General features: G+C 64.9%; 22 protein-coding genes and 2 pseudogenes. 11 read left to right on the forward strand and 13 right to left on the reverse strand.

Going from position 1 to position 24,691, the window contains the following annotated elements:
• Positions 1-4: 4 nt before the first annotated feature.
• On the reverse strand, positions 5-1,411 hold the full coding sequence (locus AC1RCO_RS20205) for an MFS transporter (protein WP_015637015.1): 1,407 nt from the start codon (positions 1,409-1,411) through the stop codon (positions 5-7).
• A 97-nt stretch (positions 1,412-1,508) separates the two neighbouring features.
• On the opposite strand from AC1RCO_RS20205, the gene AC1RCO_RS20210 reads away from it, so the two are divergent.
• Positions 1,509-2,393 (forward strand): LysR family transcriptional regulator, encoded by an 885-nt coding sequence (locus tag AC1RCO_RS20210; protein ID WP_072442478.1) that lies wholly within the window; start codon positions 1,509-1,511, stop codon positions 2,391-2,393.
• Positions 2,394-2,399: 6 nt separating this feature from the next.
• Here AC1RCO_RS20210 and AC1RCO_RS20215 read toward each other — a convergent pair whose 3' ends face one another.
• Positions 2,400-2,906 carry a YbaK/prolyl-tRNA synthetase associated domain-containing protein gene (locus AC1RCO_RS20215; protein WP_011063447.1) on the reverse strand — a complete coding sequence of 169 codons (507 nt, stop codon included), beginning with the start codon at positions 2,904-2,906 and terminating at the stop codon, positions 2,400-2,402.
• A 68-nt stretch (positions 2,907-2,974) separates the two neighbouring features.
• On the reverse strand, positions 2,975-3,877 hold the full coding sequence (locus tag AC1RCO_RS20220; protein ID WP_492617982.1) for a LysR family transcriptional regulator: 903 nt from the start codon (positions 3,875-3,877) through the stop codon (positions 2,975-2,977).
• A gap of 95 nt (positions 3,878-3,972) precedes the next feature.
• On the opposite strand from AC1RCO_RS20220, the gene AC1RCO_RS20225 reads away from it, so the two are divergent.
• On the forward strand, positions 3,973-5,055 hold the full coding sequence (locus AC1RCO_RS20225; RefSeq protein ID WP_445494905.1) for an SDR family oxidoreductase: 1,083 nt from the start codon (positions 3,973-3,975) through the stop codon (positions 5,053-5,055).
• A gap of 1 nt (position 5,056) precedes the next feature.
• Here the strand turns inward: AC1RCO_RS20225 and AC1RCO_RS20230 are convergent, their stop codons facing one another.
• A complete protein-coding gene (locus tag AC1RCO_RS20230; protein WP_011063450.1) occupies positions 5,057-5,662 on the reverse strand; it encodes a flavin reductase family protein in 606 nt (201 codons plus the stop codon).
• 164 nt (positions 5,663-5,826) lie between these two features.
• Here AC1RCO_RS20230 and AC1RCO_RS20235 point away from each other — a divergent pair, with 164 nt between their 5' ends.
• The 3 genes from AC1RCO_RS20235 (at position 5,827) to AC1RCO_RS20245 (ending at position 8,199) form a co-directional block, all read left to right on the forward strand.
• Entirely contained in the window at positions 5,827-6,600 is a 774-nt protein-coding gene (locus tag AC1RCO_RS20235) for an SDR family oxidoreductase (protein WP_492617983.1), read from the forward strand.
• A 109-nt stretch (positions 6,601-6,709) separates the two neighbouring features.
• Positions 6,710-7,618 carry a LysR family transcriptional regulator gene (locus AC1RCO_RS20240; protein ID WP_019093558.1) on the forward strand — a complete coding sequence of 303 codons (909 nt, stop codon included), beginning with the start codon at positions 6,710-6,712 and terminating at the stop codon, positions 7,616-7,618.
• Between the two features lie 53 nt (positions 7,619-7,671).
• Positions 7,672-8,199 (forward strand): GNAT family N-acetyltransferase, encoded by a 528-nt coding sequence (locus AC1RCO_RS20245; RefSeq protein ID WP_015637021.1) that lies wholly within the window; start codon positions 7,672-7,674, stop codon positions 8,197-8,199.
• Between the two features lie 39 nt (positions 8,200-8,238).
• Here AC1RCO_RS20245 and AC1RCO_RS20250 read toward each other — a convergent pair whose 3' ends face one another.
• The 4 genes and pseudogenes from AC1RCO_RS20250 to AC1RCO_RS20265 form a co-directional block, all read right to left on the reverse strand.
• Complete coding sequence (locus AC1RCO_RS20250) at positions 8,239-8,784, reverse strand: methyl-accepting chemotaxis protein (RefSeq protein ID WP_370059450.1); 546 nt, start codon at positions 8,782-8,784, stop codon at positions 8,239-8,241.
• Positions 8,779-9,555, reverse strand: a pseudogene (locus tag AC1RCO_RS20255) (PAS domain-containing protein); the annotation flags it as partial. The pseudogene AC1RCO_RS20255 and the gene AC1RCO_RS20250, both read right to left, overlap by 6 nt.
• A 273-nt stretch (positions 9,556-9,828) precedes the next feature.
• The gene (locus AC1RCO_RS20260; protein ID WP_370059451.1) at positions 9,829-10,434 is read right to left on the reverse strand and encodes a methyl-accepting chemotaxis protein; all 606 of its coding nucleotides are present in this window, start codon (positions 10,432-10,434) and stop codon (positions 9,829-9,831) included.
• Positions 10,423-11,439, reverse strand: a pseudogene (locus tag AC1RCO_RS20265) (PAS domain-containing protein); the annotation flags it as partial. The gene AC1RCO_RS20260 and the pseudogene AC1RCO_RS20265, both read right to left, overlap by 12 nt.
• Here AC1RCO_RS20265 and AC1RCO_RS20270 point away from each other — a divergent pair.
• Positions 11,363-11,857: a RidA family protein gene (locus AC1RCO_RS20270; protein WP_011063456.1), complete on the forward strand. Its 495-nt coding sequence runs from the start codon at positions 11,363-11,365 to the stop codon at positions 11,855-11,857. The pseudogene AC1RCO_RS20265 and the gene AC1RCO_RS20270 sit on opposite strands and share 77 nt — an antisense overlap.
• Positions 11,858-11,917: 60 nt before the next feature.
• Here AC1RCO_RS20270 and AC1RCO_RS20275 read toward each other — a convergent pair whose 3' ends face one another.
• Positions 11,918-12,250, reverse strand: a complete 333-nt coding sequence (locus AC1RCO_RS20275; protein ID WP_015637022.1) for a DUF2790 domain-containing protein — start codon at positions 12,248-12,250, stop codon at positions 11,918-11,920.
• 321 nt (positions 12,251-12,571) lie between these two features.
• On the opposite strand from AC1RCO_RS20275, the gene AC1RCO_RS20280 reads away from it, so the two are divergent.
• From AC1RCO_RS20280 to AC1RCO_RS20290, 3 genes are all read left to right on the forward strand, one after another.
• Positions 12,572-13,900: an OprD family porin gene (locus AC1RCO_RS20280; protein WP_492617984.1), complete on the forward strand. Its 1,329-nt coding sequence runs from the start codon at positions 12,572-12,574 to the stop codon at positions 13,898-13,900.
• Between the two features lie 176 nt (positions 13,901-14,076).
• On the forward strand, positions 14,077-14,298 hold the full coding sequence (locus AC1RCO_RS20285; RefSeq protein ID WP_011063459.1) for a hypothetical protein: 222 nt from the start codon (positions 14,077-14,079) through the stop codon (positions 14,296-14,298).
• A gap of 329 nt (positions 14,299-14,627) precedes the next feature.
• Positions 14,628-15,086 carry an REP-associated tyrosine transposase gene (locus AC1RCO_RS20290; RefSeq protein ID WP_183000085.1) on the forward strand — a complete coding sequence of 153 codons (459 nt, stop codon included), beginning with the start codon at positions 14,628-14,630 and terminating at the stop codon, positions 15,084-15,086.
• 137 nt (positions 15,087-15,223) lie between these two features.
• On the opposite strand, the gene AC1RCO_RS20295 is transcribed toward AC1RCO_RS20290, so the two are convergent.
• From AC1RCO_RS20295 to AC1RCO_RS20305, 3 genes are all read right to left on the reverse strand, one after another.
• Entirely contained in the window at positions 15,224-18,361 is a 3,138-nt protein-coding gene (locus AC1RCO_RS20295) for a CusA/CzcA family heavy metal efflux RND transporter (RefSeq protein WP_492617985.1), read from the reverse strand.
• Between the two features lie 26 nt (positions 18,362-18,387).
• Positions 18,388-19,557: an efflux RND transporter periplasmic adaptor subunit gene (locus AC1RCO_RS20300; RefSeq protein WP_492617986.1), complete on the reverse strand. Its 1,170-nt coding sequence runs from the start codon at positions 19,555-19,557 to the stop codon at positions 18,388-18,390.
• A gap of 200 nt (positions 19,558-19,757) precedes the next feature.
• Entirely contained in the window at positions 19,758-21,008 is a 1,251-nt protein-coding gene (locus AC1RCO_RS20305) for a TolC family protein (protein WP_123431437.1), read from the reverse strand.
• Positions 21,009-21,394: 386 nt separating this feature from the next.
• Here AC1RCO_RS20305 and AC1RCO_RS20310 point away from each other — a divergent pair, with 386 nt between their 5' ends.
• Positions 21,395-22,069, forward strand: a complete 675-nt coding sequence (locus AC1RCO_RS20310; protein WP_011063463.1) for a heavy metal response regulator transcription factor — start codon at positions 21,395-21,397, stop codon at positions 22,067-22,069.
• Positions 22,070-22,126: 57 nt separating this feature from the next.
• Here the strand turns inward: AC1RCO_RS20310 and AC1RCO_RS20315 are convergent, their stop codons facing one another.
• Positions 22,127-23,023 carry a cation diffusion facilitator family transporter gene (locus AC1RCO_RS20315; RefSeq protein ID WP_492617987.1) on the reverse strand — a complete coding sequence of 299 codons (897 nt, stop codon included), beginning with the start codon at positions 23,021-23,023 and terminating at the stop codon, positions 22,127-22,129.
• 248 nt (positions 23,024-23,271) lie between these two features.
• Between AC1RCO_RS20315 and AC1RCO_RS20320 the strand changes: the two genes are divergently transcribed.
• Entirely contained in the window at positions 23,272-24,642 is a 1,371-nt protein-coding gene (locus AC1RCO_RS20320; protein ID WP_011063465.1) for a GntT/GntP/DsdX family permease, read from the forward strand.
• Positions 24,643-24,691 lie beyond the last annotated feature (49 nt).

Below are 24,691 nucleotides of genomic sequence, written 5' to 3' on the forward strand. Positions count from 1 at the left end.
GCCTTCAGCCCTGGGCCACGGAACAGGCCGGCAAGGCCACTCCAGCCCGGGGCAGGCGCAGCGCCAGCAAGGCCCCGAACAGCGCCAGCAGGGCACTGGCGGCGGTAGCCATCTCGATGCCATAGGCCTGATTGCCGCCGGCGCTCAAGGTGTTGGCCAGGGACACCAGCAGCGCCAGCCCCAGGGCGCCGCCGATCTGCTGGCTGGTGGAAGCCACGCCCGCAGCAACCCCTTGCTCGGACGCCGCGATACCCTGCCCGGCCGAGACCCACATCGAGGTCCAGGTCATGCCCTGGCCGATGCTCATGATCACGATCCCCGGCAGCAGGCCGACAAAGCCGCTACTGCCCGGCAGGGCCAGGTACATCAGGCCGATGCCCAGCGCCCCGAGCAGCAAGCCGCTGACCAGGGTCGCCCGCAAGCCTACGCGCAGCAGGGCCCGCTCCGCGACCCAGATCCCGGCCGTGCACAGCAGGGTCGAGGGCAGGAACGCCAGTCCGCTCTGCAACACACTGAACTGATAGACCTGCTGGAAATACAGGCTGAGGAAGTAGTACTGCACGCCGAAGCTGCTCATGAACAGCGCGGTAATCACCATGGCCATGCGCAGTTGTGGATAACCCAGCAGGCGCAGGGGCATCAGCGGGTCGGCGCTACGCTGTTCAAGGCGCACGAACAGCCCGAGCAGGGCCAGGGACAACGCCAGGCAGCCCAGGGTCGCCGGGGCACTCCAGCCCCACTCCGGGCCCTGGACGATGGAAAACACCAGCAGGGTGCCACCCAGGGTCACGGTCAGCGCGCCGCGCAAGTCGAACTGACGGCCGCGCTGGCGCGCAGGGTCGGCGGGTATCCAGTGCCGGGCCAGCAACGCACAGGCCCCAGCCAGGGGCACGTTGACCAGGAACACCGCCTCCCAGCCCCAGTACTGGGTCAGCACCCCGCCCAGCAGCGCCCCCAGGGCCAGCCCCGCCGCCGAGGCCGCGCTCCACACCGCAAAGGCCCGGTTGCGCGCCGGCCCCTCGGCGTACCAGGTGTTGATCAGGGCCAGGGTCGCGGGGAACAGCATCGCCCCGCCCACACCCTGCACCGCCCGGGCCAGCACCAGCAGCAGCGCGCTGCCGCCCAGGCCGCCGGCCAGCGAGGCCAGGGCGTACAAAGACTGGCCGACGATGTAGAAACGCCGCTTGCCCAGGAGGTCCGCCGCCCGTCCGCCCAGCAGCAGGAAACCACCGAAAGCCACGCTGTAGGCACTGACCACCCATTGCAACTGCTGGGCGGAGAAGCCCAGGTGGCTGCCGATTTCCGGCAGGGCGACAAACACGATGGTGGCGTCCAGGGCGATGATCAATTGCGCGGTGGCCAGCAGTAACAGCATCCAGCCCGACGGCTTGGCTAACGGGGTCGCGGACATCGCGAAGATCCTTGTGTGGAAATAACCGGCGGCCAGTGTCATCGATGCCGTTTAAATGATAAACAAGCCATTCTCTCTTTCAGTAATGACTTTAATCATGGATCTGAACGCCCTTCGCCTGCTGGTCCGGGTTGCCGAAACCCGCAGTTTCACCCGTGCCGCCGGTGACCTGGGGCTGACCCAGTCCGGCCTGTCCCGAGCCATTTCCCGCCTGGAACAGCAGCTCGGTGTACGCCTGCTGCAACGCAACACCCGCAGTGTCAGCCTGACCCCGGACGGCCAGGTGCTGGTCGAGCGCGCCACGCCCCTGCTGGCGGAACTGGCCCATGCCGAACACCTGCTGCTGGACCGACGCGAATCCCCCAGTGGAATGTTGAAGATCAGTACCCCGTCACTGTTCGGGCGCAAGGTGGTGATGCCGGTGATCGGCGAGCTGACGGCCCAGCACCCGGGGCTGAGCATCGAAGCAGTGATGACCGACCGGGTGGTGGACATCATCGATGAAGGTTTCGACGCGGTGGTGCGCACCGGGGTGATCCAGGACCAGCGCCTCATTGCCCGGCCCCTGGCGCCCCTGCGCTGGGTCACGGTGGCGGCGCCAGGCTACCTGGAGCGCCATGGCACGCCTCGGCACTTGGCCGACCTGCAGCAGCACAACTGCCTGGCCGTGCGTAACCTGCGCAGCGGCCGGCTGGTGGACTGGCAGTTCATGGACCAGGGCAAGCCCCTGGACCTGGCCGTCCAGGGCCGGCTGATCTTCGATATCGGCGATGCCCTGGTGGACGCGGTGCTCGGCGGCTTCGGCATTGCCCAACTGATGGAGTTCGCGGTACGCGAAGCCCTGGACACCGGCCGGCTGGTGCCGGTGCTGCAGGAACATGCCGGGCGCAGCCGCGAGCTGTCGCTGGTGTATCCGCCCTCGCGCCAGTGCTCGCCGAAGCTCACCGCCTTTGCCGAGGCCCTGGTTCGGTTGAGCTGGTAGCCGCCTTCAACCGGGCTGGGCGCTGTCGCTCTCCAGGTCCCGGGTCACGCTCAGCAGCAGCGGCTGGGCGACCCTCAGGTAGTCCTGGGTATCGAGCACCATGGAGGCATCCAGGCGCCCGGCGTTGAAGGCGATCTCGCTATAGCGGGAGGTCAGTTGCGGGTCGACGATCAGCCGGATGCGCGGATCGAAACTCAGCGGAGCAATGGCGCCGATCACGCAACCAGTCAGCTCCCTGGCCAGCTCCGGCGATACCAGTTGCGCCTTCTTGCCCCCCAGGGCCGCGCCGACCTTTTTCATGTCCAGCTTCTGGTCGCCGCTGAGAATCACCAGCCCATACACCTCGTCTGTGCCCTTGAGGCTGCAGAGCATGGCCTTGGCCCCCTGCCCAGGTTCGGTGCCGCGGATCTCGGCAACCCGCGCCGACTGCCCTTCGGCCGGGTGAAAAATCACCCGATAGCGCGCCTGGTGGCTGTCCAGCAGGCTCACCAGTCGTTGGAAAACTGCATGCATGTTCTGTCCTTGGAAAAGTCGCCAGGGGGTTGATTCAAGCATCCGTCGCCACGCCTGACCAGTGGCGGCTACAAGCGCACCCGCTGTGCCAGGAAGTCGATGAACACCCGCACCCGCGACGGCACGTGGCCGCCCTGGCCGACATACAGCGCATAAAAACTTTCCAGCGGCGCCTGGTTGAAGGCTTCCAGTACCGGTACCAGCCTGCCGCTGTCCAGGTCATCGGCGATGGTGAAAGCCGCCAGTTGCGCCAGCCCGGCACCGTGTAGCGCCAGATGGCGCAAGGCTTCGCCGTCGCTGGCCTGCACCCGGCCATTGGGCTGCAGCTGTTGGCTCTCGCCCGCCGCGCCCAGGCGCCAGCCCGGCACGGCCCGCGCGTAGTCGAAACCGAGCAGGTGGTGCGCGGCCAGATCCTCCGGGGTCTGCGGTACGCCACAGCGAGCCAGGTAGGCCGGGGAGCCAACGACAACGCCGCGGGTTTCCCCGAGCTTGCGGGCAATCAATTGCGAATCCGCCAGCGGCCCGGTGCGGATCGCCACATCGGTCTGTTCTCCCAAGAGGTCTACCAGGGCATCGCTGTGCACCAGGTCCAGGGACACCTGCGGATACAGCTGGAGAAACTCCGCCACCAGGGGCGCCAGCACATGCAGGCCAAAGGAGGCGCTGGTGTTGACCCGCACCCGGCCCACCGGAGCCCGGGCGCTGCTGGCCTCACCCTCCACTTCTCGCAGGTCTGCCAGCAGGCGCACGCTGTTTTCATAGAAGCCGCGGCCTTCCGCGGTCAGTTGCAACTGGCGAGTGGAGCGGTTGAGCAAGCGTACGCCCAGGCGTGCTTCAAGCCGCGCCAGCAGCTTGCTCACCGAGGAAGGCGTCACCTGCCTCAACCGCGCAGCGGCCGACAAGCCGCCACACTCCACCACCGCGACAAAGGTTTCCATCTCGGCAAACCGGTTGATCTCGCTGCCCGCCATATGAATTCAACTCACAGATGCTGTTCCGGCCGGCAGTCTATTTCACTCAAAGACCCGACTCTATGCTGGCGATCCCTTTATTCGAGGTATCCAAGATGAGCGTTTCAACTTCCCCGGACCGTCACTTGCTGGTGATCGGCGGCTATGGCGTGGTCGGCACCGCAGTGGTCGAGCTGATGCACCGTACCCCGGGCTGGCAACTGACCACCGCCGCCCGTCGCCGCCCACCGACCAGCCTGCTGGACGGCAGCCCGGCACCGGCGCACATCAGCGCCGACCTGCTGGATGCCGCCGGCACCACCCGCGCCTTTACCGGACTGGGCAGCGTCACCGACCTGGTGTTCTGCGCCTACAGCGAGCGGGAAAGCATGGCCGCCACAGTGGCGCCGAACCTGGCGATGCTGGAGCACAGCCTCAAGGCCCTGCGCCAGGCCGGAGCCAGGTTGCGCCAGGTGGTGCTGATCGGTGGCGGCAAATCCTACGGTGAACACCTGGGGCCCTATAAGACGCCAGCCAAGGAAAGCGACCCGCGCTTCATGGGGCCGATCTTCTACAACGATCAGGAAGACCTGTTGTGGCATGAAGCCGAACGCGAGGGTTTTGCCTGGACGGTATTGCGTCCGGACGGGGTCATGGGCCCCAGCCTCAACTCACCGATGAACATCCTCACCGGCATCGCCAGCTTCGCCGCCATCAGCCAGGCACTGAACCTGCCACTGCGTTTTCCCGGCAGCCTGCAGGCCTGGTCGGCGCTGCACCAGGCCACCGATTCCCGGGTGCTGGCCCAGGCCGTGCTCTGGGCCCTGACTTCACCGAATGCACAGCAGCAGGTCTTCAACGTGACCAATGGCGATCACTTTCGCTGGCAGCACCTGTGGCCACAGATCGCCGGGTTCTTCGGCCTTGCCAGCGCCGCGCCGCAACCGATGAACCTGGGGGTGCAGATGGCCGACAAGGCGCCGCTGTGGGCGCGCATTGTCCAGGAGCAGCAACTGCGCCCCACGCCCTGGGAGCAGATCGCCGCCTGGCCCTTCGTCGATGGCTGGCTCAATACCGGCTACGACATGGTGCAAAGCACCATCAAGATCCGCCAGGCCGGCTTTACCGGTTGCATCGACAGCCACCAGAGCGTGCTCGAACAGTTGCAGCGGCTGCGTGATTACCGGCTGATTCCCTGACTCAGGGCTCGCCGACCAGGGGCAGTTGCCGACCGTCAACGGCGTCACCGATGGTCAGGAAATGCCCGCCCGCAACATGGTGCAGGGTACGCAGCCGGTCGTGCCCGTCGAAGTGCCAGCGCCCTTCGCTGAACACCCGGGCATCGGCCTGGGCGGCAATCACTTCGCCAAGGAACAGGTCGTACTGCTGGTGGTTGTGGGGCTCGGGCAGCAGCCGGCATTCCAGCCAGGCCACGCAACCTTCCAGCAGCGGCGCCGCCAGTTGCTCGCCGGCAAAGGCCTGCAGACCGTAGGCGGCGAACTTGTCGCTACCGCCCTGGCTCAGCTCCAGCCCGGAGCTGTTGCCCAGGCTCTGCACGATATCCACCTGGGCCACGCAAGGCACATTGAGCACGAAGGTGCCCGAGGCCTCCAGCAGTTGTCGGGTCCAGGTGGACTTGTCGAGCACCACGGCGACTTTCGGCGGCTCGAAATCCAGGGGCATGGCCCAGGCCGCGGCCATGATGTTGCGCTGCCCGCCATGGGCTGCGCTGACCAGCACCGTTGGGCCGTGGTTGAGCAAGCGGTACGCCTTGTCCAGCGGTACCGGGCGACGAAGATCGGACATGACTGGCTCCTGAAAAAAACTGCGATTGTAGCCCCATCGCGGCCGTCGGCAGGCAAGGTCATTGGCCGGATTTTCTGGATAATCCGTCCAGCCGCCGACGGCTTATCAACAGCGGTGCAGACACTAGACTCAGCCTTCACCCCAATTGTTGAAGGACCCGCGCCATGACCGATCACTCCCTGAACAACAAAGTCGTGCTGATCGCCGGTGGCGTGAAGAACCTCGGCGGCCTGATTGCCCGCGACCTGGCCAGCCACGGTGCCCGGGCGGTGGCCGTGCACTACAACAGCAACGCCAGCCGGGCCGACGCCGAGGCCACGGTGGCGGCACTCAAGGCCCTGGGTGTGGAGGCCCAGGCGTGGCAGGCCGACCTCACCCGCGCCAGTGCCGTGGAGCAGCTGTTCAACGAGGCCAAGGCGCGCTTCGGCAAGATCGACATCGCCATCAACACCGTGGGCAAGGTGCTGAAGAAACCCATCATTGAAATCAGCGAGGACGAGTACGACCAGATGTTCGCGGTCAACGCCAAGAGCGCCTTCTTCTTTATCAAGGAAGCCGGCAAGCACCTGGAGGACAACGGCAAGCTGGTGACCTTGGTGACTTCGCTGCTGGGGGCCTTCACTCCGTTCTATGCCTCCTATGGCGGCTCCAAGGCGCCGGTGGAACACTTCACCCGGGCCGCGGCCAAGGAGTTCGGTGCCCGCGGCATTTCAGTGACTGCCGTCGGCCCCGGGCCCATGGATACCCCATTCTTCTACCCGGCCGAAGGCGCCGACGCCGTGGCGTACCACAAGAGCGCCGCAGCCCTGTCGCCTTCGAGCAAGACCGGGCTCACCGATATCGAGGACGTGGTGCCCTTCATTCGCCACCTGGTCACCGAAGGCTGGTGGATCACTGGCCAGACCTTACTGATCAACGGCGGCTACACCACCAAGTAATCCTGGCGCCCAAGGGGTAAATTGGCCTGCCGAGCCGCAGCATCGATCGCCTCGGCCGATGCTGCGATCCACTGCCGTCAGGCGCCCCCGAACCAGGATCGTTCAAACGATGGATAAGCTTGAGCAATACCGCGTGTTCATCCAGGTGGCCGACATGGGTAGCTTCATCAAGGCTGCCCATGCCCTGGAACTGCCACGGGCCACCGTCTCTTCCGCCGTGCAGCAACTGGAAACCGGCCTCGGCACCCGACTGCTGCACCGCACCACCCGTCACGTGCAGTTGACCGCCGACGGCGCCATTCTGCTGGAACGGGCGCGGCGCCTGCTGGCAGACGCCGCCGAACTCAACCAGTTGTTCCACCACCGCCAGATAGACGTCAGCGGGCGCTTGAACATCGATGTGCCCAGCCGCATCGCCCGGCGCCTGATCGTCCCCGCCCTGCCCCGATGGCTGGCGCAATACCCCGGCCTGCAACTGGCCCTGGGCGCCAGCGATCGCAGCATCGACCTGGTCCAGGAAGGCATCGACTGCGCGATCCGCGTCGGCAGCCTGGCCGACAGCAGCCTGGTCGCCCGCCCCCTGGGGCAACTGGCGCTGATCAACTGCGCCAGCCCCGCCTACCTGGCCGAACAGGGCGAGCCCCACACCCCCCAGGACCTGCAGAACGGCCAGTGGATGGTCGGTTATGCCTCCCCGGACACCGGCCGCGAGCAGCCCTGGGAATACCTGCTGGAAGGTCGCGAGCACCTGCTGGGGCTGCCCAGCCGGGTGATCGTCAACAACGTCGAAAACTACATCGCCTGCTGCCGTCAGGGGCTGGGGCTGATCCAGGTGCCACGCTTCGACGTGCAGCACCTGCTGGACCGTGGCGAGCTGGTGCAGGTGCTCCGTGAACTGCCGGTGGCGCCCATGGATATCTGCGCGCTATACCCCGACCGGCGCCATCGCTCGCGCCGCCTCAACGTGTTCATCGAATGGTTCGCCGAGCTGATCAAACCGCACCTGGAGGCTTGCTGAACACCCGCGGATCGTGAGAAGAAAGCGCCTTCACGGATTGAGGCACTGGCACCATGACCCACCTGCACATCAGCGCTCCCCACCTCGACGACCTGGATGACCTGCTGGCCTTCGAAGGGGAAAACCGAGCGTTCTTCGAAGCCTCGATCAACGCCCGGCCTGCCACCTACTACTCCCGCGAAGGGGTCGCCGAAGCCATAAACCAGGCGTGCGAGGATGCCGAGGCAGACCGCGGCTATCAGTTCCTGATCCGCGACAACGCAGTGCTGGTGGGGCGCGTCAACCTGCACCGGGTGCAGCGCCCCTACTTCAATTGCGCGGAACTGGGCTACCGGGTCGGCGCCCGCTTCAACGGCCGCGGCATTGCCCGCACTGCGGTGCAGCAGGTGCTGCTGCGCGCCTTCGGCGAACTGCAACTGAGCCGCATCGAAGCCAATGCGCGGCCGCAGAACACCGGTTCGGTGCGGGTGCTGGAAGCCTGCGGCTTCTCTTGCTACGGCCATTCGCGGCGCAGCTTCCTGTTGCACGGCGAGTGGTTCGACCGCTTGCACTACGAGTGCCATGGGCCTGCGCCACGCTAGCAACCCGGGCGTGCGCCCCCAAGGCGCACGCCCACGCCCTCAGGCCGACAGCTGGTTGGCGAACTGGCCGACCGCGCTGACCACTTTCTGCGCACCGTCCTGAATCTCGACGATGACCGTGCCGGCCTCCGCTGCCAGGGTCAGGCCCTGTTCCGCCTGCTGCCGGCCCTCGGCCATCAGCTCCACCGCCGAGCGGGCCATGTCCTGGTTCTGGCGCACCACGCCGACGATCTCGTCGGTGGCATTGCTGGTGCGCGAGGCCAGTTGCCGGACCTCATCGGCGACCACCGCAAAACCCCGCCCCTGTTCACCGGCCCGGGCCGCTTCGATGGCCGCATTGAGGGCCAGCAGGTTGGTCTGTTCGGCAATCCCGCTGATGGTCTTGACGATGCTCGCTATCACCAGGGACTGCTCGTTCAGGGCTTCGATGCCGTCCCCGGCCTGCTGCATGCAGGTAGCCAGGTCACGCATCACGTCCAGGGTCTCGGTGACCACCGCCGAGCCACGCTGGGCGCTAGTGTCGGTCTGTCGGGAGATGCTGTAGGCGATGTCCGCCGCCTCGGCCACCCGTTGCTCCTGGTTCACCTGATCGGTGATCAGGATGGCGAACTTCACCACCTTGTAGAGCTGGCCACTGGCGTCCAGCACCGGGTTGTAGGAAGCGTCGAGCCACACCACCCGGCCCTGGCTGTCGATGCGCTTGAACCGCTGGGCGATGTATTCGCCGGCGTTCAACCGTGCCCAGAACTCCTGGTAGCCGGGCCCTTCGTATTCCTGCGGTTCACAGAACAGGCGGTGGTTCTGGCCCTGGACCTCATCCAGCCGGTAGCCCATGCAGGCGAGAAACCGCGAGTTGGCCGTCAGCACCCGGCCTTGCAGGTCGAACTCGATCACCGCAGAGGAGCGCAGCAGCGCCGCCATCAGGTTTTCATGCTCGCAGGCACTTTCCACCGAAGCGCTCTGGTCGGTGCAGATCAGGTTGTAATGATCGAGCCGCCCGGCGCCATCGCGGATCGGCTGCACGCAGACCTGCAGCCAGGCCTCGCGGCCGCCTCCGCGTTGCAGGCGCAATTGGCCGGTGTAGCTTTCGTTGCGCCCCAGGGCCGCCTTGAATTCGCGATACAACGGCACAGCCTGCGGGTGGCGCGAGATGATGCTCTCCAGGGCCACGCCGGCCAGTGGCTGGCCATCGAGTTCCAGGGCCTGGATGAAGTTCTGGTTGGCCCGGCGGATGGCCCCCTCGCCATCGAGTTCGAGATTGAGCACCTGGCTTTCCAGGCAGGCCTTGAATTGCTGCAGAGCGTTCAGCTCGTCGCTCAGGGTGGCAAGTTGCTGCTTCAAACGTTTGTTGAACATGGATACACCGAAAGACTAGGAGTGGATACAACAACCCCTAGCCATCGGCGCAGTTGGGGCTTTCTCCAAGCCCCGCAGCGCTTTCCAGACACTTCCTACAAGCCTCTAGGAAATTTCTTGGTTTTTCTTGGGCGCAGCCGTCGCCCGGGGCCCTATCGGTCAGGCCCGAGTGTCTCAGCGTGGGAAATGAATGGCGCCAAGTGCGCCGGGGCTGGCCGATGCCGCCCTGAAATCCACAGTGCCCCGTGGCGGGAGCACTGTGCTGGGGAGCAATCAGGAGGACAGTTGGTTGGCGAACTGGCCGACCGCGCTGACCACCTTCTGCGCGCCGTCCTGGATCTCGACGATCACGGTGCCGGCTTCCGCCGCCAGGGCCAGCCCCTGCTCGGCCTGCAGCTTGCCTTCGGCCATCAGTTCCACGGCTTCGCGGGCCATATCCTGGTTCTGGCGCACCACGCCGACGATTTCCTCGGTGGCCTTGCTGGTGCGCGAGGCCAGTTGCCGGACTTCATCGGCCACCACCGCGAAACCACGTCCCTGCTCACCGGCCCGGGCCGCCTCGATGGCCGCGTTGAGTGCCAGCAGGTTGGTCTGTTCGGCAATCCCGCTGATGGTCTTGACGATGCTGCCGATCACCAGGGATTGCTCGTTGAGGGCGCCAATGCCTTCGCCGGCCTCCTGCATGTGCTTGGCCAGATCGCGCATCACGTTCACCGCCTCGGTAACCACCGTGGTGCCGCGCTGGGCGCTGTTGTCGGTCTGCAGCGAGGTGTTGTAGGCAATGCTCGCCGCCTCGGCCACGGCCAGTTCCTGGTTTACCTGGTCGGTGATCACGGTGGCGAACTTCACCACTTTGTAGAGTTTGTTGTTGGCGTCCATGACCGGGTTGTAGGAAGCCTCCAGCCAGACCACCCGGCCATGAGCGTCGATGCGCTTGAAGCGCTCGGCGATGAACTCCCCGGCGTTCAGGCGTTTCCAGAAGGCCTGGTAGGCCTGGCTGTTGTACTCCTCCGGCTCGCAGAAGATGCGGTGATGCTTGCCCTGAATCTGCGCCAGGCTGTAGCCCATGCTGGAAAGGAAGCGGTCATTGGCCGTCAGCACGTTGCCGTTGAGGTCGAACTCGATCAGCGCGGTGGAACGCATCAGGGCGCCAATCAGGTTCTCGTGCTCCCGAGAGGCCTCGATGGTGCGGGTCAGGTCGCTGGAGAAGATCGCGAAATACTTGATCCGCCCCTCGGAGTCGCGAACCGGCTGGGAGATGGAACGCAGCCAGGCTTCCTGGCCATTGCCGCGCAGCAGCCGCACCGCCCCGGCAAAGTGTTCGCCCCGGGTCAGGGTCGCCTTGAACCGCAGGTGAAACTCATCATGCTTGACGTGTTCCGGGACGATGTCCTCCAGGGCCCGGCCCACCAGATCGCCAGTCTTGTAGAGCATTTCCTGGGCGAAATTGTGATTGACCGACTGAATCCGTCCATCGGCGCTCAGGTTGATGACGAGCATCTCGCTTTCAAGGCTCTCCTTCACTTGCTGAAGGCTCGAAAGTTCTTCGCGTAGAGTCGACAACTCCTGCTTCAAGCGTTTATTGAACATGAGGATGTACCGGGGGGGGGCTGAAAAAGTGGACTGCTTTGGGCCTAACATCGGCCCTGAAAGATTTTTCTTAATAGCCATTGAGGCTTGTCTGACAAAAATAATTCCGCAGCCAGCAAGGCCGCGGAATTCGGGCCTGCAGCCGGGGATTTCGCGCAACCAAGGAGCGCGTATAGTCGGTGACGGGAAATTCCAGGGCGATCGACGGAGTTGGACTATGGATGCATCACGCAAGGCACTTTTCCAGCAGGCCGCAGCACAGGTCGGACACAGTTTCGAAGGCGAGATGCGCATTGGCGGCAATTACGTGCCGGCGGTGCGCAATGGCGATGAGGTGTATGTCAGCGGGCAGATCCCGCGTATCGACAATACCGTGATGGTGGTTGGCCGGGTCGGTGCCGAAACCTCCCTGGAGCAGGCCCGGCACGGGGCGCAGATCTGCACCCTGCGGGCCCTGGCGATCCTCGAGCAGATGCTCGGCGACCTGCAGCGGATCAAGCGCATCCTGCGGATCAACGTCTATGTACAGAGTGCGGCGGACTTCACCCAGCAGAGCGAAGTGGCGGACGGCGCCTCCGCAGTCCTCTATTCGATCTTTGCCGACGCCGGCGTACACACCCGGACCTCGGTGGGGGTCTATCAATTGCCCAAGAATGCCTCGGTGGAAGTGGACATGATCGTCGCCCTGCACCCCGGCTCCGGCAACGACTGAGTACAGCCACGCTGGCCGGGCCCACCCCTGCGGGCCCGGCACAGCAGCGCCGGCGGCCCATCAACTGCCGTTGTTGCGGCACTGGCCCATGACCTGGTACTCGATGGTCTTGAGCTGGCCGGCGGAATCCTCATACGTCATGCGCGAAGGCACCACCTCGCAGGACTTGATCGGCGGGGTCACGTTGACCACCTTGGCGACATCCAGCTTCATGCCGTAGCGGTACGCCTGCACCACCGGCGCCGGCTTGCCCTGGTTCGCTGCATAGCGCTCCATGGCCTTCTGGTTTTCCACCATGGCCCGGGCGAACGTACGGTCGCCTCCCCCTTCGGCCTGCGCCAGGGAAGCCAGGCTCAGCAGCAGCGCGGCGAGACTCAGGTTGATTGCTTTCATCACAGCTTCCTCGTCCAGTTGACGCCAGCGAGGATAAGCAACCGACCCTGTCAGGATGATCGCGGGCAGATTACTTATCTGTAATGGGCGCTGCCGACAGCCCGCCCTACCCGGGATAACCCCCGGCCCGTTGGGGTTTTGGCCCGGGCCCTGGACGGCTTTCTTGCACAATTGTAATGACCGGGTCACCCCGCCGTTATCTGCCGTTTGCAACTATCGGCAGCGACTGGGCAGGCGTTGCGACGCCTGCCGGTCGAGCCCAATAAGAACGCCTCTGGCGATATAAAAGTTGATAGCTGCCAACACTCAGGAGCGACCCCCATGCGTATCAACCCCCCCTTGTCCCTGTCCGTGCTCGCTGCGGTACTGGGGATCAGCCCTATGGCGGCAGTGGCCGCCGAGGAACGGCCCGAAGGCTTTGTCGAAGGCAGCCGCCTCGACCTGCTGCTGCGCAACTTCTACTTCAACCGCGACGACCGCAAGGGCCAGTCCAGCCCCACCGGCAACGGCTATTCCGAAGCCTGGGCCCAGGGCCTGATCGGCCAGTTCGAATCCGGCTTCACCCAGGGCACGGTGGGCTTTGGCCTCGATGCCTTTGCCATGTACGGCCTCAAGCTCGACTCTGGCACCGGCCGCAGCGGCGGCGGTGGCTCCTTCGGCATGCTGCCGCTGAACCACGACAACCGGCCCGCCGACAGCTACGGCAAGGCTGGGGGGGCGGTGAAAATGCGGGCCCTGGATACCGTGGTGAAAGTCGGCGATGTGTTTCCCAAGACCCCCGTGGTGCACTACGGCGACTCCCGCCTGCTGCCGGAAAGCTTTCGCGGGGTGACCCTGGAGAACACCAGCATCGACGGCCTCAACCTGCAGGGCGGCCGCCTGCATGCCATGAGCCAGCCCGACAGCAGTGGCATGCGCGATGGCTTCGCCACCTTCTACGCCGGCAAGGTGGACTCGCCCTGGGTCGGCTACTTCGGCGGCGACTACCGGCTCAACTCCAATCTCAACTTCAGCCTCTACAGCAGCCGCCTGAAGGACGCCTGGGACCAGTACTACTTCGGCGTCGCGGGCAACTACCCGCTGTCCGACCAACTGAGCCTGTTCAGCGGCTTCAACTATTACAAGGCCGTCGATGAAGGCAAGAAGCTCCTGGGCGAGCTCGACAACAACATCTGGAGCGCCAAGGTCGGAGCCACCTACGGCGCCCACACCCTGGCCCTGTCGCATCAGCGCAACAACGGCAACGACGACTTCGACTACCTGCGCCAGTCGGACTCGATCTTCCTCGACAACTCGATCCAGTACAGCGACTTCAACTCGCCCAAGGAACGCTCGTGGATGGTCCGCTACGACCTCGACATGCAGCCCCTGGGCATTCCCGGCCTGTCGTTCATGACCCGCTACGCCCGCGGCAGCGGCGCCGACTACAGCCACGCCAACTCGGTGTACATGCGCCGCGATGCGGCAGGTGACCCACTGACCGACCAGCGCCGCTGGGAGCGGGATATCGAAGCCAAGTACGTGTTCCAGGGCGGCAGCCTCAAGGATCTGTCCCTGCGCATCCGCCAGGCGACCATCCGTTCCAGCCAGTTCGAATCCGACCTGGAAGAGTTTCGCCTGATCGTCGAGTACCCCCTGGCCCTGCTCTAGAGAGCGGCTCCGGGCAGGCGCCAGGCCTGCCCGGTGTTAAAACTTCTTCACAGACTCATGCCTTTCAGAACTGTAATATCGGCCTCACCTTCTCGTTAGGTTGGCCTTCATATACTCCCGGACACACTGGCAGCCACCGTGTTTTTCACGGCCGCCCAACGTGTCAGGAGAAGCTCATGCGCCCAACCCAACTGTTATTGATCGGCCTACTGGCCACAACCAGCTCCGCCACCTGGGCCGCTGATGGCAGCGAACGCCCACAGCAGGTCCGCGAAGCTTTCCTGGCCAGCCAGGAACAGATCCACGGCGACGCCAACCAGGAAACAGCCGCCACCGGCAGCACCGGCAAAGCCCCTCGCGATGCTTCTGCGCCTACCACGGCCGAAGAAGACATCTGACAGCGATTGCCTACCGAGCACATTCATCTCTTGAAGCGTTTTTTCTGATGCTCCTTTGGAAAGAGATGAATTTTTAGCGCCCCCTTGGGGCGCTTTTTTTTGCCCGAAAATTGCCGCAGGACTGACACCTGTAGCCGCTGCCGCAGGCTGCGAACGACCGCGAAGCGGGCGCTGCTTCTGAGGATCGTTGAAGGTCCTGCGGACCTTTTCGCAGCCTCGCAGGCTCGGCAGCGGCTACAGGGACATATGTGCTAATGGGATACATCTGTTAACAGGCAAGGCCGGAGCTAGGTTGAAATGGATCAATCACGCGAAGGGAGAGCAAGGCCATGCAGGTCCTATCCAATGGTTACCGCCTGTTCAAGGGGCGGCGCTCGGAGATCGGCAGGATCTACAGCGTGACCGCCGTGACCGAACAACGGTGCCGGGTGTTCAGCGACTTTCGCCTGGGGCGGCTGGTGGTCGACCAACTGAGGGAACAGCACGAAGCTGGCCTCACCCACTCACTGGCCTGGGTGGTAATGCCTGATCACATTCACTGGCTGTTCCAGCTGCAGAAATGCTCGTTGGAAGAGGCCCTGTGCAGGCTCAAATCCCGTAGCGGGCGCACCATCAACCAATGCCTTAACCGACGCGGTCGGCTGTGGCAAAAGGGTTATCACGAACGCGCCATACGCCGAGAGGAAGACCTCAAGGTGATAGCGCGTTACATCATCTACAACCCGGTTCGCGCAGGGTTGGTCGAGCGCGTAGGCGACTACCCACTGTGGGACGCCACCTGGCTTTAACCACAACGATCCATGTAGCCGCTGCCGAGCCTGCGAGGCTGCGAAAAGGTCCGCAGGACCTTCAGCGCCCCCAAGAGCGACGCCTCCTGCGCTGCCGTTCGCAGCCTGCGGCAGCGGCTACAAGAAGCGGCAAGCGATCAGTCTTCTTCCCTGCGATGCGCCCATTGGTACAGGGCAGGCAGCACCAGCAAGGTGAGGATGGTGGAGGACAGGATGCCGCCAATCACTACCGTGGCCAGGGGCCGTTGCACTTCGGCGCCGGTGCCGGTGGCCAGGGCCATGGGGATGAAGCCCAGGGAGGCCACCAGGGCGGTCATCAGTACCGGGCGCAGTCGGGTCAGGGCGCCTTCATGAATCGCCAGGGACAACGAGCGCCCTTCCTCTCGCAGGTTACGGATAAAGGCAATCATCACCAGGCCGTTGAGCACGGCGACCCCGGACAAGGCAATGAAGCCCACCCCCGCCGAGATCGACAGCGGTATGTCCCGCAGCCACAGGGCCATGATCCCGCCGGTCAGGGCGAAGGGAATCCCGGTGAACACCAGCAGGCCATCCTTGAGGTTGTTGAACATCATGAACAACAACCCGAACACCAGCAGCAGCGCCACCGGCACCACCACTTGCAGGCGCTGGGACGCTTCCTGCAATTGCTCGAACTGGCCGCCCCAGGTGGTCCAGTACCCCGCCGGGACCTTGACCTTCTCGCCGATCAACGCCGTGGCTTCCTCGACGAAGGAGCCGATATCCCGCCCACGCACGTTGGCGCTGACGATCACCAGGCGCTTGCCGTTCTCGCGGCTGACCTGATTGGGGCCCAGCACCAGATCGAGGCTGGCCACTTCCGACAGGGCGATGAAGCCGATCTGCCCGTTGGCCGTGCCCGCCGTCGCCGGTATGGGAATCAGCAGCCGGGACAGGCCGTCGATATCGGTGCGCAGTTGATCGGACAGGCGCACCACCATATCGAAGCGCCGGTCGCCTTCGTACAGGGTGCCGGCCTGGCGCCCGCCCACCGCAACGGCGATGGTGTCTTGCACGTCCCCCACATTGAGGCCGAAACGCGCGGCCTTGTCGCGGTCGATATTGATGGTCAGCACCGGCAGCCCCGAGGTCTGCTCGACCTTGACTTCCGAGGCGCCAGGCAAGCTCTGCAAGGCCGTGGCAATTTGCGTAGCGGTCTTGTTCAGCACCGCCATGTCATCGCCAAACACCTTCACCGCAACATCGCTGCGCACCCCGGAAATCAGCTCATTGAAGCGCAGCTGGATCGGCTGCGACAGCTCGTAGGCGCTGCCCGGCACCAGGGCACTGGCACGCTGGATATCAGCGATCAGCGCCTCTCGCGACTTGTTCGGGTCCGGCCACTGGGCCTTGGGCTTGAGCATCAGGTAGCTGTCGGAAATATTCGGCGGCATCGGGTCCGAGGCGATCTCCGCGGTGCCGGTGCGGGCGAACACCCGCTCGATCTCCGGCACTTGCGCCAGCAGGGTTTTCTCCAGGCGCTGCTGCATGTCCACCGACTGAGTGAGGCTGGTGCCGGGCACCCGCAGGGCCTGCTGGGCAAAGTCGCCTTCGCTGAGGCTGGGGATGAATTCACTGCCCATGCGGCTGGCCAGCAGCGCACTGCCAGCGAGGATCAAGCCGGCCAGGGCGAAGGTCAGGCCACGCCGGGCCATCACCCAGTCCAGCACCGGGGCGTAGCCGCGCTTGGCGCTGCGCATCAGCAGGTTTTCCTCTTCCTTGACCTTGCCGGTGACGAACAGCGCGATGGCTGCCGGAACGAAGGTCACCGAGAGAATCATCGCCCCCAGCAACGCCATGACCACAGTGAAGGCCATGGGGTGGAACATTTTCCCGGCCACCCCGGTAAGGGCAAAGATCGGCAGGTACACCACCATGATGATCAACTGGCCGAAGATCAGCGCGCGCCGGGCTTCCTTGGCCGCGGCAAAGACTTCATGCAGGCGTTCGGAGCGGGTCAGCATGCGCCCGTGGTGGTGCTGGGCATGGGCCAGGCGGCGGATGGCGTTCTCGACGATGACCACCGCGCCGTCGACGATGATGCCGAAATCCAGGGCACCGAGACTCATCAGGTTGGCGCTGACCTTGTTGCTGAACATGCCGGTGAAGGTGAACAGCATGGACAGCGGGATCACCAGGGCGGTGATCAGCGCCGCGCGGATATTGCCCAGGAACAGGAACAGAATCACGATCACCAGCAGCGCGCCCTCGAAGAGGTTCTTCTTCACCGTGGCGATGGCCTTTTCTACCAGGTTGGTGCGGTCGTACACCGTGACCGCCACCACGCCTTCGGGCAGCGAGCGGTTGATCTCCTCAAGTTTCTTCGCCACCGCCTGGGACACGGTACGGCTGTTCTCGCCGATCAGCATGAACACGGTGCCCAGCACCACTTCCCGGCCATTCTCGGTGGCCGCGCCGGTGCGCAACTCGCGGCCGATCTGCACGTCGGCCACGTTGCGCACGCGGATCGGCGTGCCATCGCTGCTGCTGATGACGATGTTGGCGATGTCCTCGATGGACGCCAGTTGCCCCGGCGCGCGGATCAGCAACTGCTCGCCGCTGCGCTCGATGTAGCCGGCGCCGACGTTGGCGTTGTTGCGCTCCAGGGCCGTCACCAGGTCGCTCAGGGTCAGCTTGTAGGCCGCCAGGCGCTTGGGGTCCGGGGCAATCTGGTACTCCTTGGCAAAGCCGCCGATGGTGTTGATCTCGGCCACGCCCTGCACGTTGCGCAGTTGCGGCTTGATGATCCAGTCCTGGATCACCCGCAGGTCGGTGGGAGTGTAGGGCGTGCCATCCTCCTTGCGGGCGCCCTCCTCGGCCTCCACGGTCCACAGGAAGATCTCCCCGAGCCCGGTGGAAATCGGCCCCATCACTGCCTCCACACCATCGGGCAATTGCTCGCGAGCCACTTGCAGGCGCTCGTTGACCAGTTGGCGGGCGAAGAACAGGTCGGTGCCGTCCTTGAAGATCACGGTTACCTGGGACAACCCCGAGCGCGACAGCGACCGGCTCTGCTGCAACCCCGGCAGGCCGGCCATGGCCGTCTCGATGGGAAAGGTGATGCGCTGTTCGGTTTCCAGGGGCGAGAACCCCGGCGCCGCGGAGTTGATCTGCACCTGGACGTTGGTAATGTCCGGCACCGCGTCGATCGGCAGCTTCTGGTAGCTGGCGATGCCGACGCCGGCCATCAGCAGCACCGCCAGCAGGACGATGATGCGCTGCTCGATGGCGAATTGAATGATGCGTTCAAACATGGGAAGTCACTCTCTGATGAGGCCGATCAATGGCCGTGGTCGGCCGCGCCCTTGCCCAGTTCGGACTTGAGGGTAAAGCTGCCGCGGGCGGCTACCTGGGCCCCGGCTTCGAGGCCCTCGCGGATCTCGACAAAACCGTCCTGGCTGGCCCCTGTGACCACAGGCGTGGCCTGGAACCCCTCGGCCACGCGGACGAACACCGAAGGCCGGTCTTCCACGGTCTGGATCGCCGTCTGCGGCACGCTGACCGGTGCGTCGAAGGCTTCGGTGGCCACCTGTACCGAGACGAACAGCCCCGGGCGCCAGGCGTCATTGGGATTGGCCAGGGTCACCCGCACCGTGGCGGTGCGGGTCTGTTCCCCCAGCAGGCTGCCGACGTAGGCCACCTGGCCCTGGACCTGGGTCCCCAGCTCACTGGAGCTGACCTGCACCGGCTGGCCGACCCGGACCTTGTCCAGGTCCTTGGGAAAAACGCCGAAGGTGGCCCAGACCCGGGACAGGTCCGAGAGGGTGAACGCGGCGCTGGTTTCGCCCACCACTTCGCCCACGCTCAGGTGTTTTTCCACCACCACACCGTCGAACGGCGCGCGCATTTCATAGCGATTGCCACCCACCAACTGGGCGCTGCCGCTCAGGGCATTCATCTTCTGCCGGGCATTGTTGAGGGCGATTTCCGCCTCTTGCAGGGCCTGGCGTGCCAGCAGGTAATCCTGCTCGGCGGAGATCTGGTCGACCCACAACTGGCGCTCGCGCTGGAAGGTGGTACGGGCCAGTTCCACCCGCCGCCCGGCGGCGGCCAGCTCGCTGCGCTGATCGGAGATCTGCTGGCTGGCGATCACCGCCAGCAGTTCGCCGCGCTTGACCGACTGGCCGAGGTTGACCTGTACCGACTCCACCACACCGGCGGCCCGGGGCACGATGTGCGAGGTACGGTCCTCGTCGAAGCGGATCTCTCCCGGCAGGCTGAGTACCCGGTTGAGGCGCCGCGGACCGGCTGCGGCCAGCTCGATGCCGGCGGCCTGGATCTGTTCCGGGCTGAGTTCCAGATGGCCCTCGGGCTCCTGGGTGCCGTGCCCGGCCTCCTCGGCCTGGGGCGCCGTTGCCGGGCTGGCGAACAGGCCCGGCAGCAGCAAGGCCGCCAGCCCGAAGCCGACCACTGCCGTGCTGGCCAGAACAAGGCTGCGTTTTTTATCCATGGGGACTCCTGAATCGATCGAGGGTCGGTAGCGCCAGGCGCTGCCTTACGGGGTAGAGGGAAACAGCCATTGACCAATGGCCCGATGCAGCTCATGCACGCACCAATGCGCGGGTGGGTCTTCGGGGGCTGTCGGGGGTGCGCCACTGCAGTCGCTCACCAGCAACGCGGCAAGGCACGCCAGGCCCATCAGCCAGGGTTTCACCAACGGCTGAGGTCGCCGTAGATGCGCTCGATCCGTACCCAGGCATCGGTGGTTTGCGCCACCGCGGCGAGGTACTGGGTGCGCGCGCCGATCAGGGTGCGTTGAGCATCGAGAACGTCGAGAAAGCTGAACTTGCCCATCTCGAAGCCCTGGGTGGCGCTGTCCACCGCACGCTGGGCGGCGGGCAGGATGGTCTGGTTGAAGGACTGCACCTCGCCCCGGGCGGTGTTCCACTGTTCCAGGGCCTGGCGGGTTTCGGTACGCAAGCGCAATTCGGTGGCGTTGCGCAGGTCCCGGGCCTGGTCGGCGCGGCGGGCGGCGGACAGCACGTTGCCCTGGTTGCGATTGAACAGCGGCAAAGGCATCGACAGCCCTACCAGGTTGACCCGCTCCCGGGCGCTGGCGTCGTACTGGCTGCCCACGCTGACGTCCAGGTCGGGAATGCGCTGGGCCTTCTCCAGCCCCAGGGACGCCTCGCGCTGCACCACTTCCTGCTCCGCCAGGCGCAGTTCGGTGGTTTCCGGCAGGCGGCCAAGCAACTGTGCCGGGGCCGGCAGCGCCGCCAGTGCCAGAGGCTGCTCCTGCACCCCGGCAAAGTCGCTGGTGGCCGCGCCAGTGACCATGGCCAGGCGTCGGTAGGCATTGTCCTGCTCCATCTGCCCCCGGTTCAGTTCCAGGCGCACCTCGGCCAGTTGCACCTGGGCCCGGGTGGCTTCCACCGGCGAGGCCTTGCCGGCGTTGACCCGGCCCTGGGCTACCGCCACGCCCCGTTCGGCCAGGGCCAGGGAGCGCCCGGCCAGTTGGGTGCGCTCCTGGGCCCGCAGCGCCGTGTAATAGGCATCCAGAACATCCGCACGCAACTGGTTGCGGCGCCGCTCCAGCTCCAGGGCCGCCAGCTCCTGACCGCGACTGGCCACGTCGATCCGTGCTCCGCGCTTGCCCCCCAGCTCCAGGGCCTGGCTGAGCTTGACCGAAGTGGTGCGCGAATCCCGGCGGGTGTCCTCGGCGTCCACCGACAGCACCGGGTTGGGGATGAGCCCGGCCTGCTGGCGGGCGCCCTGGGCGATGTCGATCTCCCAGCGTGCGGCGGCCAGTTCAGGGTTGTTGGCAAAGGCTCGGGCCAGGGCGCTGTCCAGGCTCAACAGCGGTTGCTCGACGGCGCTTGCAGATTGGCTCGCCACGGCCAGCAACAGGGTCAGGACGCAGGTGCGTGCTGCCCGGGCAGATATTCTCGGGAAAGTCGGCATAACAAGTTCCGGCCCCTATGGAGGCAAAGTGTCTGCGAAGTTGCAGCGCACCATATCGACGCTTATCCACAGGAGTTCCGGCCGATATGAAACTGCAGCAGTTCGCCCATTGACAGGGAGAGTTTCAAGTTCGGCCAACTGTAACTTTCAGTGCTTATCAGCAGGGTGGCGCAAAGATTACAAATCCGTTAGCAAAGGCTCTGGCTCAAGGTTCTGTATTAACATCCGGCTATTCGAAGTGAACATCAAGAGCACTTTTCAAGTGCCAGCAAGCGAACTTTAAAGAACACGAATACGGCACGGGGCCGCACAACTTTCGAGCATTGGCCCGCTGATTATTCGCGTCTTTTCGTTACTGTCCCCCACCTGCCGAGAACCTCATTTCCATGCGTATTCTGGTCATCGAAGACGAACCCAAGACCGCTGACTACCTGCATCAGGGGCTGACTGAAAGTGGCTACGTGGTGGATTGCGCCAACAACGGCGCGGACGGCCTGCACCTGACTCGCCAGCATGCGTACGACCTGGTGATCCTCGACATCAACCTGCCGCACATCGACGGCTGGGGCGTGCTCGGGCAGATCCGCCAGGACAGCAGCACCCGGGTGATGATGCTCACCGCCCAGGGCCGGCTGGCGGACAAGATCCGTGGCCTGGACCTGGGCGCCGACGATTACCTGGTCAAGCCGTTCCAGTTTCCGGAATTGCTGGCCCGGGTCCGCACCCTGATGCGCCGCAGCGAACAGGCTCCGGTGCCGGATGTGCTGCGGGTCGCCGACCTGGAGCTGGACCAGGGCCGGCACCGGGCCTTTCGCGGCAAGCAGCGCATCGACCTGACCACCAAGGAGTTCGCCCTGCTGCACCTGCTGATGCGCCAGAGCGGCGTGGTGCTGTCGCGGACCCAGATCATTTCCTTTGTCTGGGACATGAATTTCGACTGTGACACCAATGTGGTGGAAGTCTCGATCCGCCGCCTGCGGGCGAAGATCGACGACCCTTTCGAACGCAAGCTGATCCACACCCTGCGCGGTGTGGGTTATGTCCTTGAAGAACGCGACTGAGGCGCGGCCGTGTTCGCCGGCAAGCCGGCTCCTGCACAAGACGCAAGCGCGGCTCCCTCAATGTTCATGCACCTGCTCATGAAACCCTGCCTGCTCCACCTGCAAGGTGACGTGGGCAATGTCGAAGCGCTCCTGTAGCAGCTCGGTGACCTCGGCCAGGACCGCCTGTTCATCCCGCCCTTGCAGGTGCGCCACCAGATGCGCGCTAAGCACGTTCTTGCCGCTGGTCAGGGCCCAGATATGCAGGTCGTGCACGTCGCTGATCCCCGGCACCTGGCGTATGGCCTGCTCCACCTGGTCGATGTCGACCCCGTCCGGCACCCCTTGCAGCAGCACGTTCATGCTCTCCTTGAGCAGGGTCCAGGTCCGAGGCAACACCCACAGGCCGATGGCCGCGGCCACCAGGGAATCGACCCAGCCCCAACCGGTGAACATGATCACCAGCGCGGCGATGATCACCCCCAGTGAACCGAGCATGTCGCTCCATACCTCCAGGTATGCACCCTTGACGTTGAGGCTCTGGCTGCTGCCGGAGGCCAGCAGGCCCATGGAGATCAGGTTGACGATCAGCCCCAGCACCGCGATCACCAGCATTCCCGTGGACTGGATCTCGGCCGGTGCCTGCAGGCGTTGCCAGGCCTCGAACAGAATGTAGAACGCCACCACGAACAGCAGCAGGGCGTTGAACGCCGCGGCGAGGATCTCGAAGCGCGCATAACCGAAAGTACGCTTGCGGTCCGCCGGGCGCTTGGCGACCTGGATCGCCACCAGGGAGATGGCCAGCGCCAGGGTATCGGTGAGCATGTGCGCGGCATCCGACAGCAGCGCCAGGCTGCCGGTGACAAAGGCCCCGATGACCTCGGCGAGCATGAAGCTGCCGGTCAGCCCCAGGGCCATCCACAACTTGCGTTCATGCCCGGCCCGTACCTGGCCGTGACTGTGTCCTGCGCCCATGAAAGATCCTCGGTTGGCTGGTAAAGCGTGGCTCTGATGATAGTTCGATTGGCCAGGTGCCCAGGGCTGGATAAGCGAATTGTCATCTGCCGGTTATCCGCCGGTTATCCAGGGCAGGTCCATAGTTAGCCGGCTAACGAATGCACCAAAAGTGCGCATAAGCCCTCTGCGGCGGGCGCCTCGGGTATGCTCCCAAAAAAGTGAAACAAAACGTAACAGATAAAAATAGCCGATTGAGGAGTCCCGCCTTGGATGTATCGACTGCCGCCTGGATGGTCCACGACACCCGCCTGATCATCTGCTGCCTGGTGGCCATCGCCAGCATCATTGTGCTGATCAGCGCCACCAAACTGCCGCCGTTCCTGTCGATCCTGATCGGCACCTTCATTGCCGGGGTGGGCGCAGGCCTGCCGCCGGAGGAAGTGGCCAAGGCCTTCAGCAAGGGCGCCGGGGCGATTCTCGGCGAGGCCGGGATCATCATTGCCCTGGGCTCGATGCTCGGCGCATTGATGGCCGAGTCCGGCGCCGCCGACCGCATCGCCTCGACCTTGCTGGGCCTGGGCAAGGGCAAGTCGCTGCCCTGGGTCATGGCCCTGGTGGCGATGGTCATCGGCCTGCCGCTGTTCTTCGAAGTGGGGCTGGTGATGATGGTGCCGATCATTTTCGTCATGGCCCGCCGCTCGGGCCTGCCGCTGCTGAAAATCGCCATTCCGGCCCTGGCCGGGATGACCACCCTGCACGCGCTGATGCCCCCGCACCCGGGCCCGCTGATCGCCGTCAGCGCCCTGCACGCCGACCTCGGCCTGACCATGCTGCTGGGCTTGTGCCTGGCCGTGCCGGCGGTGATCCTGGCCGGCCCGCTGTATGGCAACTGGTTGTCCAAGCGCCTGCAGGTCAGCGAACCGGCGGAGCTCGGCGCGCTGTTCAGTGCTGCGCCCAAGGCCCCGCGCCAGCCGGGCTTCGGCGTGTCGCTGCTGATCATTGTGCTGCCGGTGCTGCTGATGCTCGGCAGCACCCTGGCCAAGGTCGCCATGAGCCCGGAGAACACCCTGGCCCTGACCCTGAAGTTTCTCGGCGAACCCCTGATCGCCCTGGGCCTGGCGGTGATCGCCGCGGTGATCTGTCTGGGCTGGGCCAACGGCATGGCTCGGGACCAGGTGGGCAACACCCTGCGCAAAAGCCTGGCACCGATTGCCGTGCTGCTGCTGACCATTGGCGCCGGCGGCGGGCTCAAACAGACGCTGCTGGATGCCGGGGTCAGCCAGACCATTAGCAAGGTGGCCGAAGGCGCGCACCTGCCCTATATCCTCCTGGCCTGGCTGATCGCCGTGGCCCTGCGCCAGGCCACCGGCTCGGCTACCGTGGCCACCACCACGACCGCCGGCATCCTGGCGCCGATGATGGCCGGTCTGGCCGCCACCCAAAGCTCCCTGGTGGCGCTGGCCATCGGCGCCGGCTCGGTGTTCTTCTGCCACGTGAACGACGCCGGGTTCTGGATGGTGCGCGAGTATTTCGGCCTGCAACTCAAGCAGACACTCTGGGTCTGGTCGGTACTGCAGACCATTGTTTCCGTGGTCGGGCTGGTGGGGACGCTGCTGCTCTGGCACTGGTTGCAATAACCGCTGGCCATGGTGGGCAGGCCAGCCCTTCTGCATTGGGAACAGCGCT

The sequence above is a fragment of the Pseudomonas sp. GW823-FHT03E05 genome (assembly GCF_058796855.1).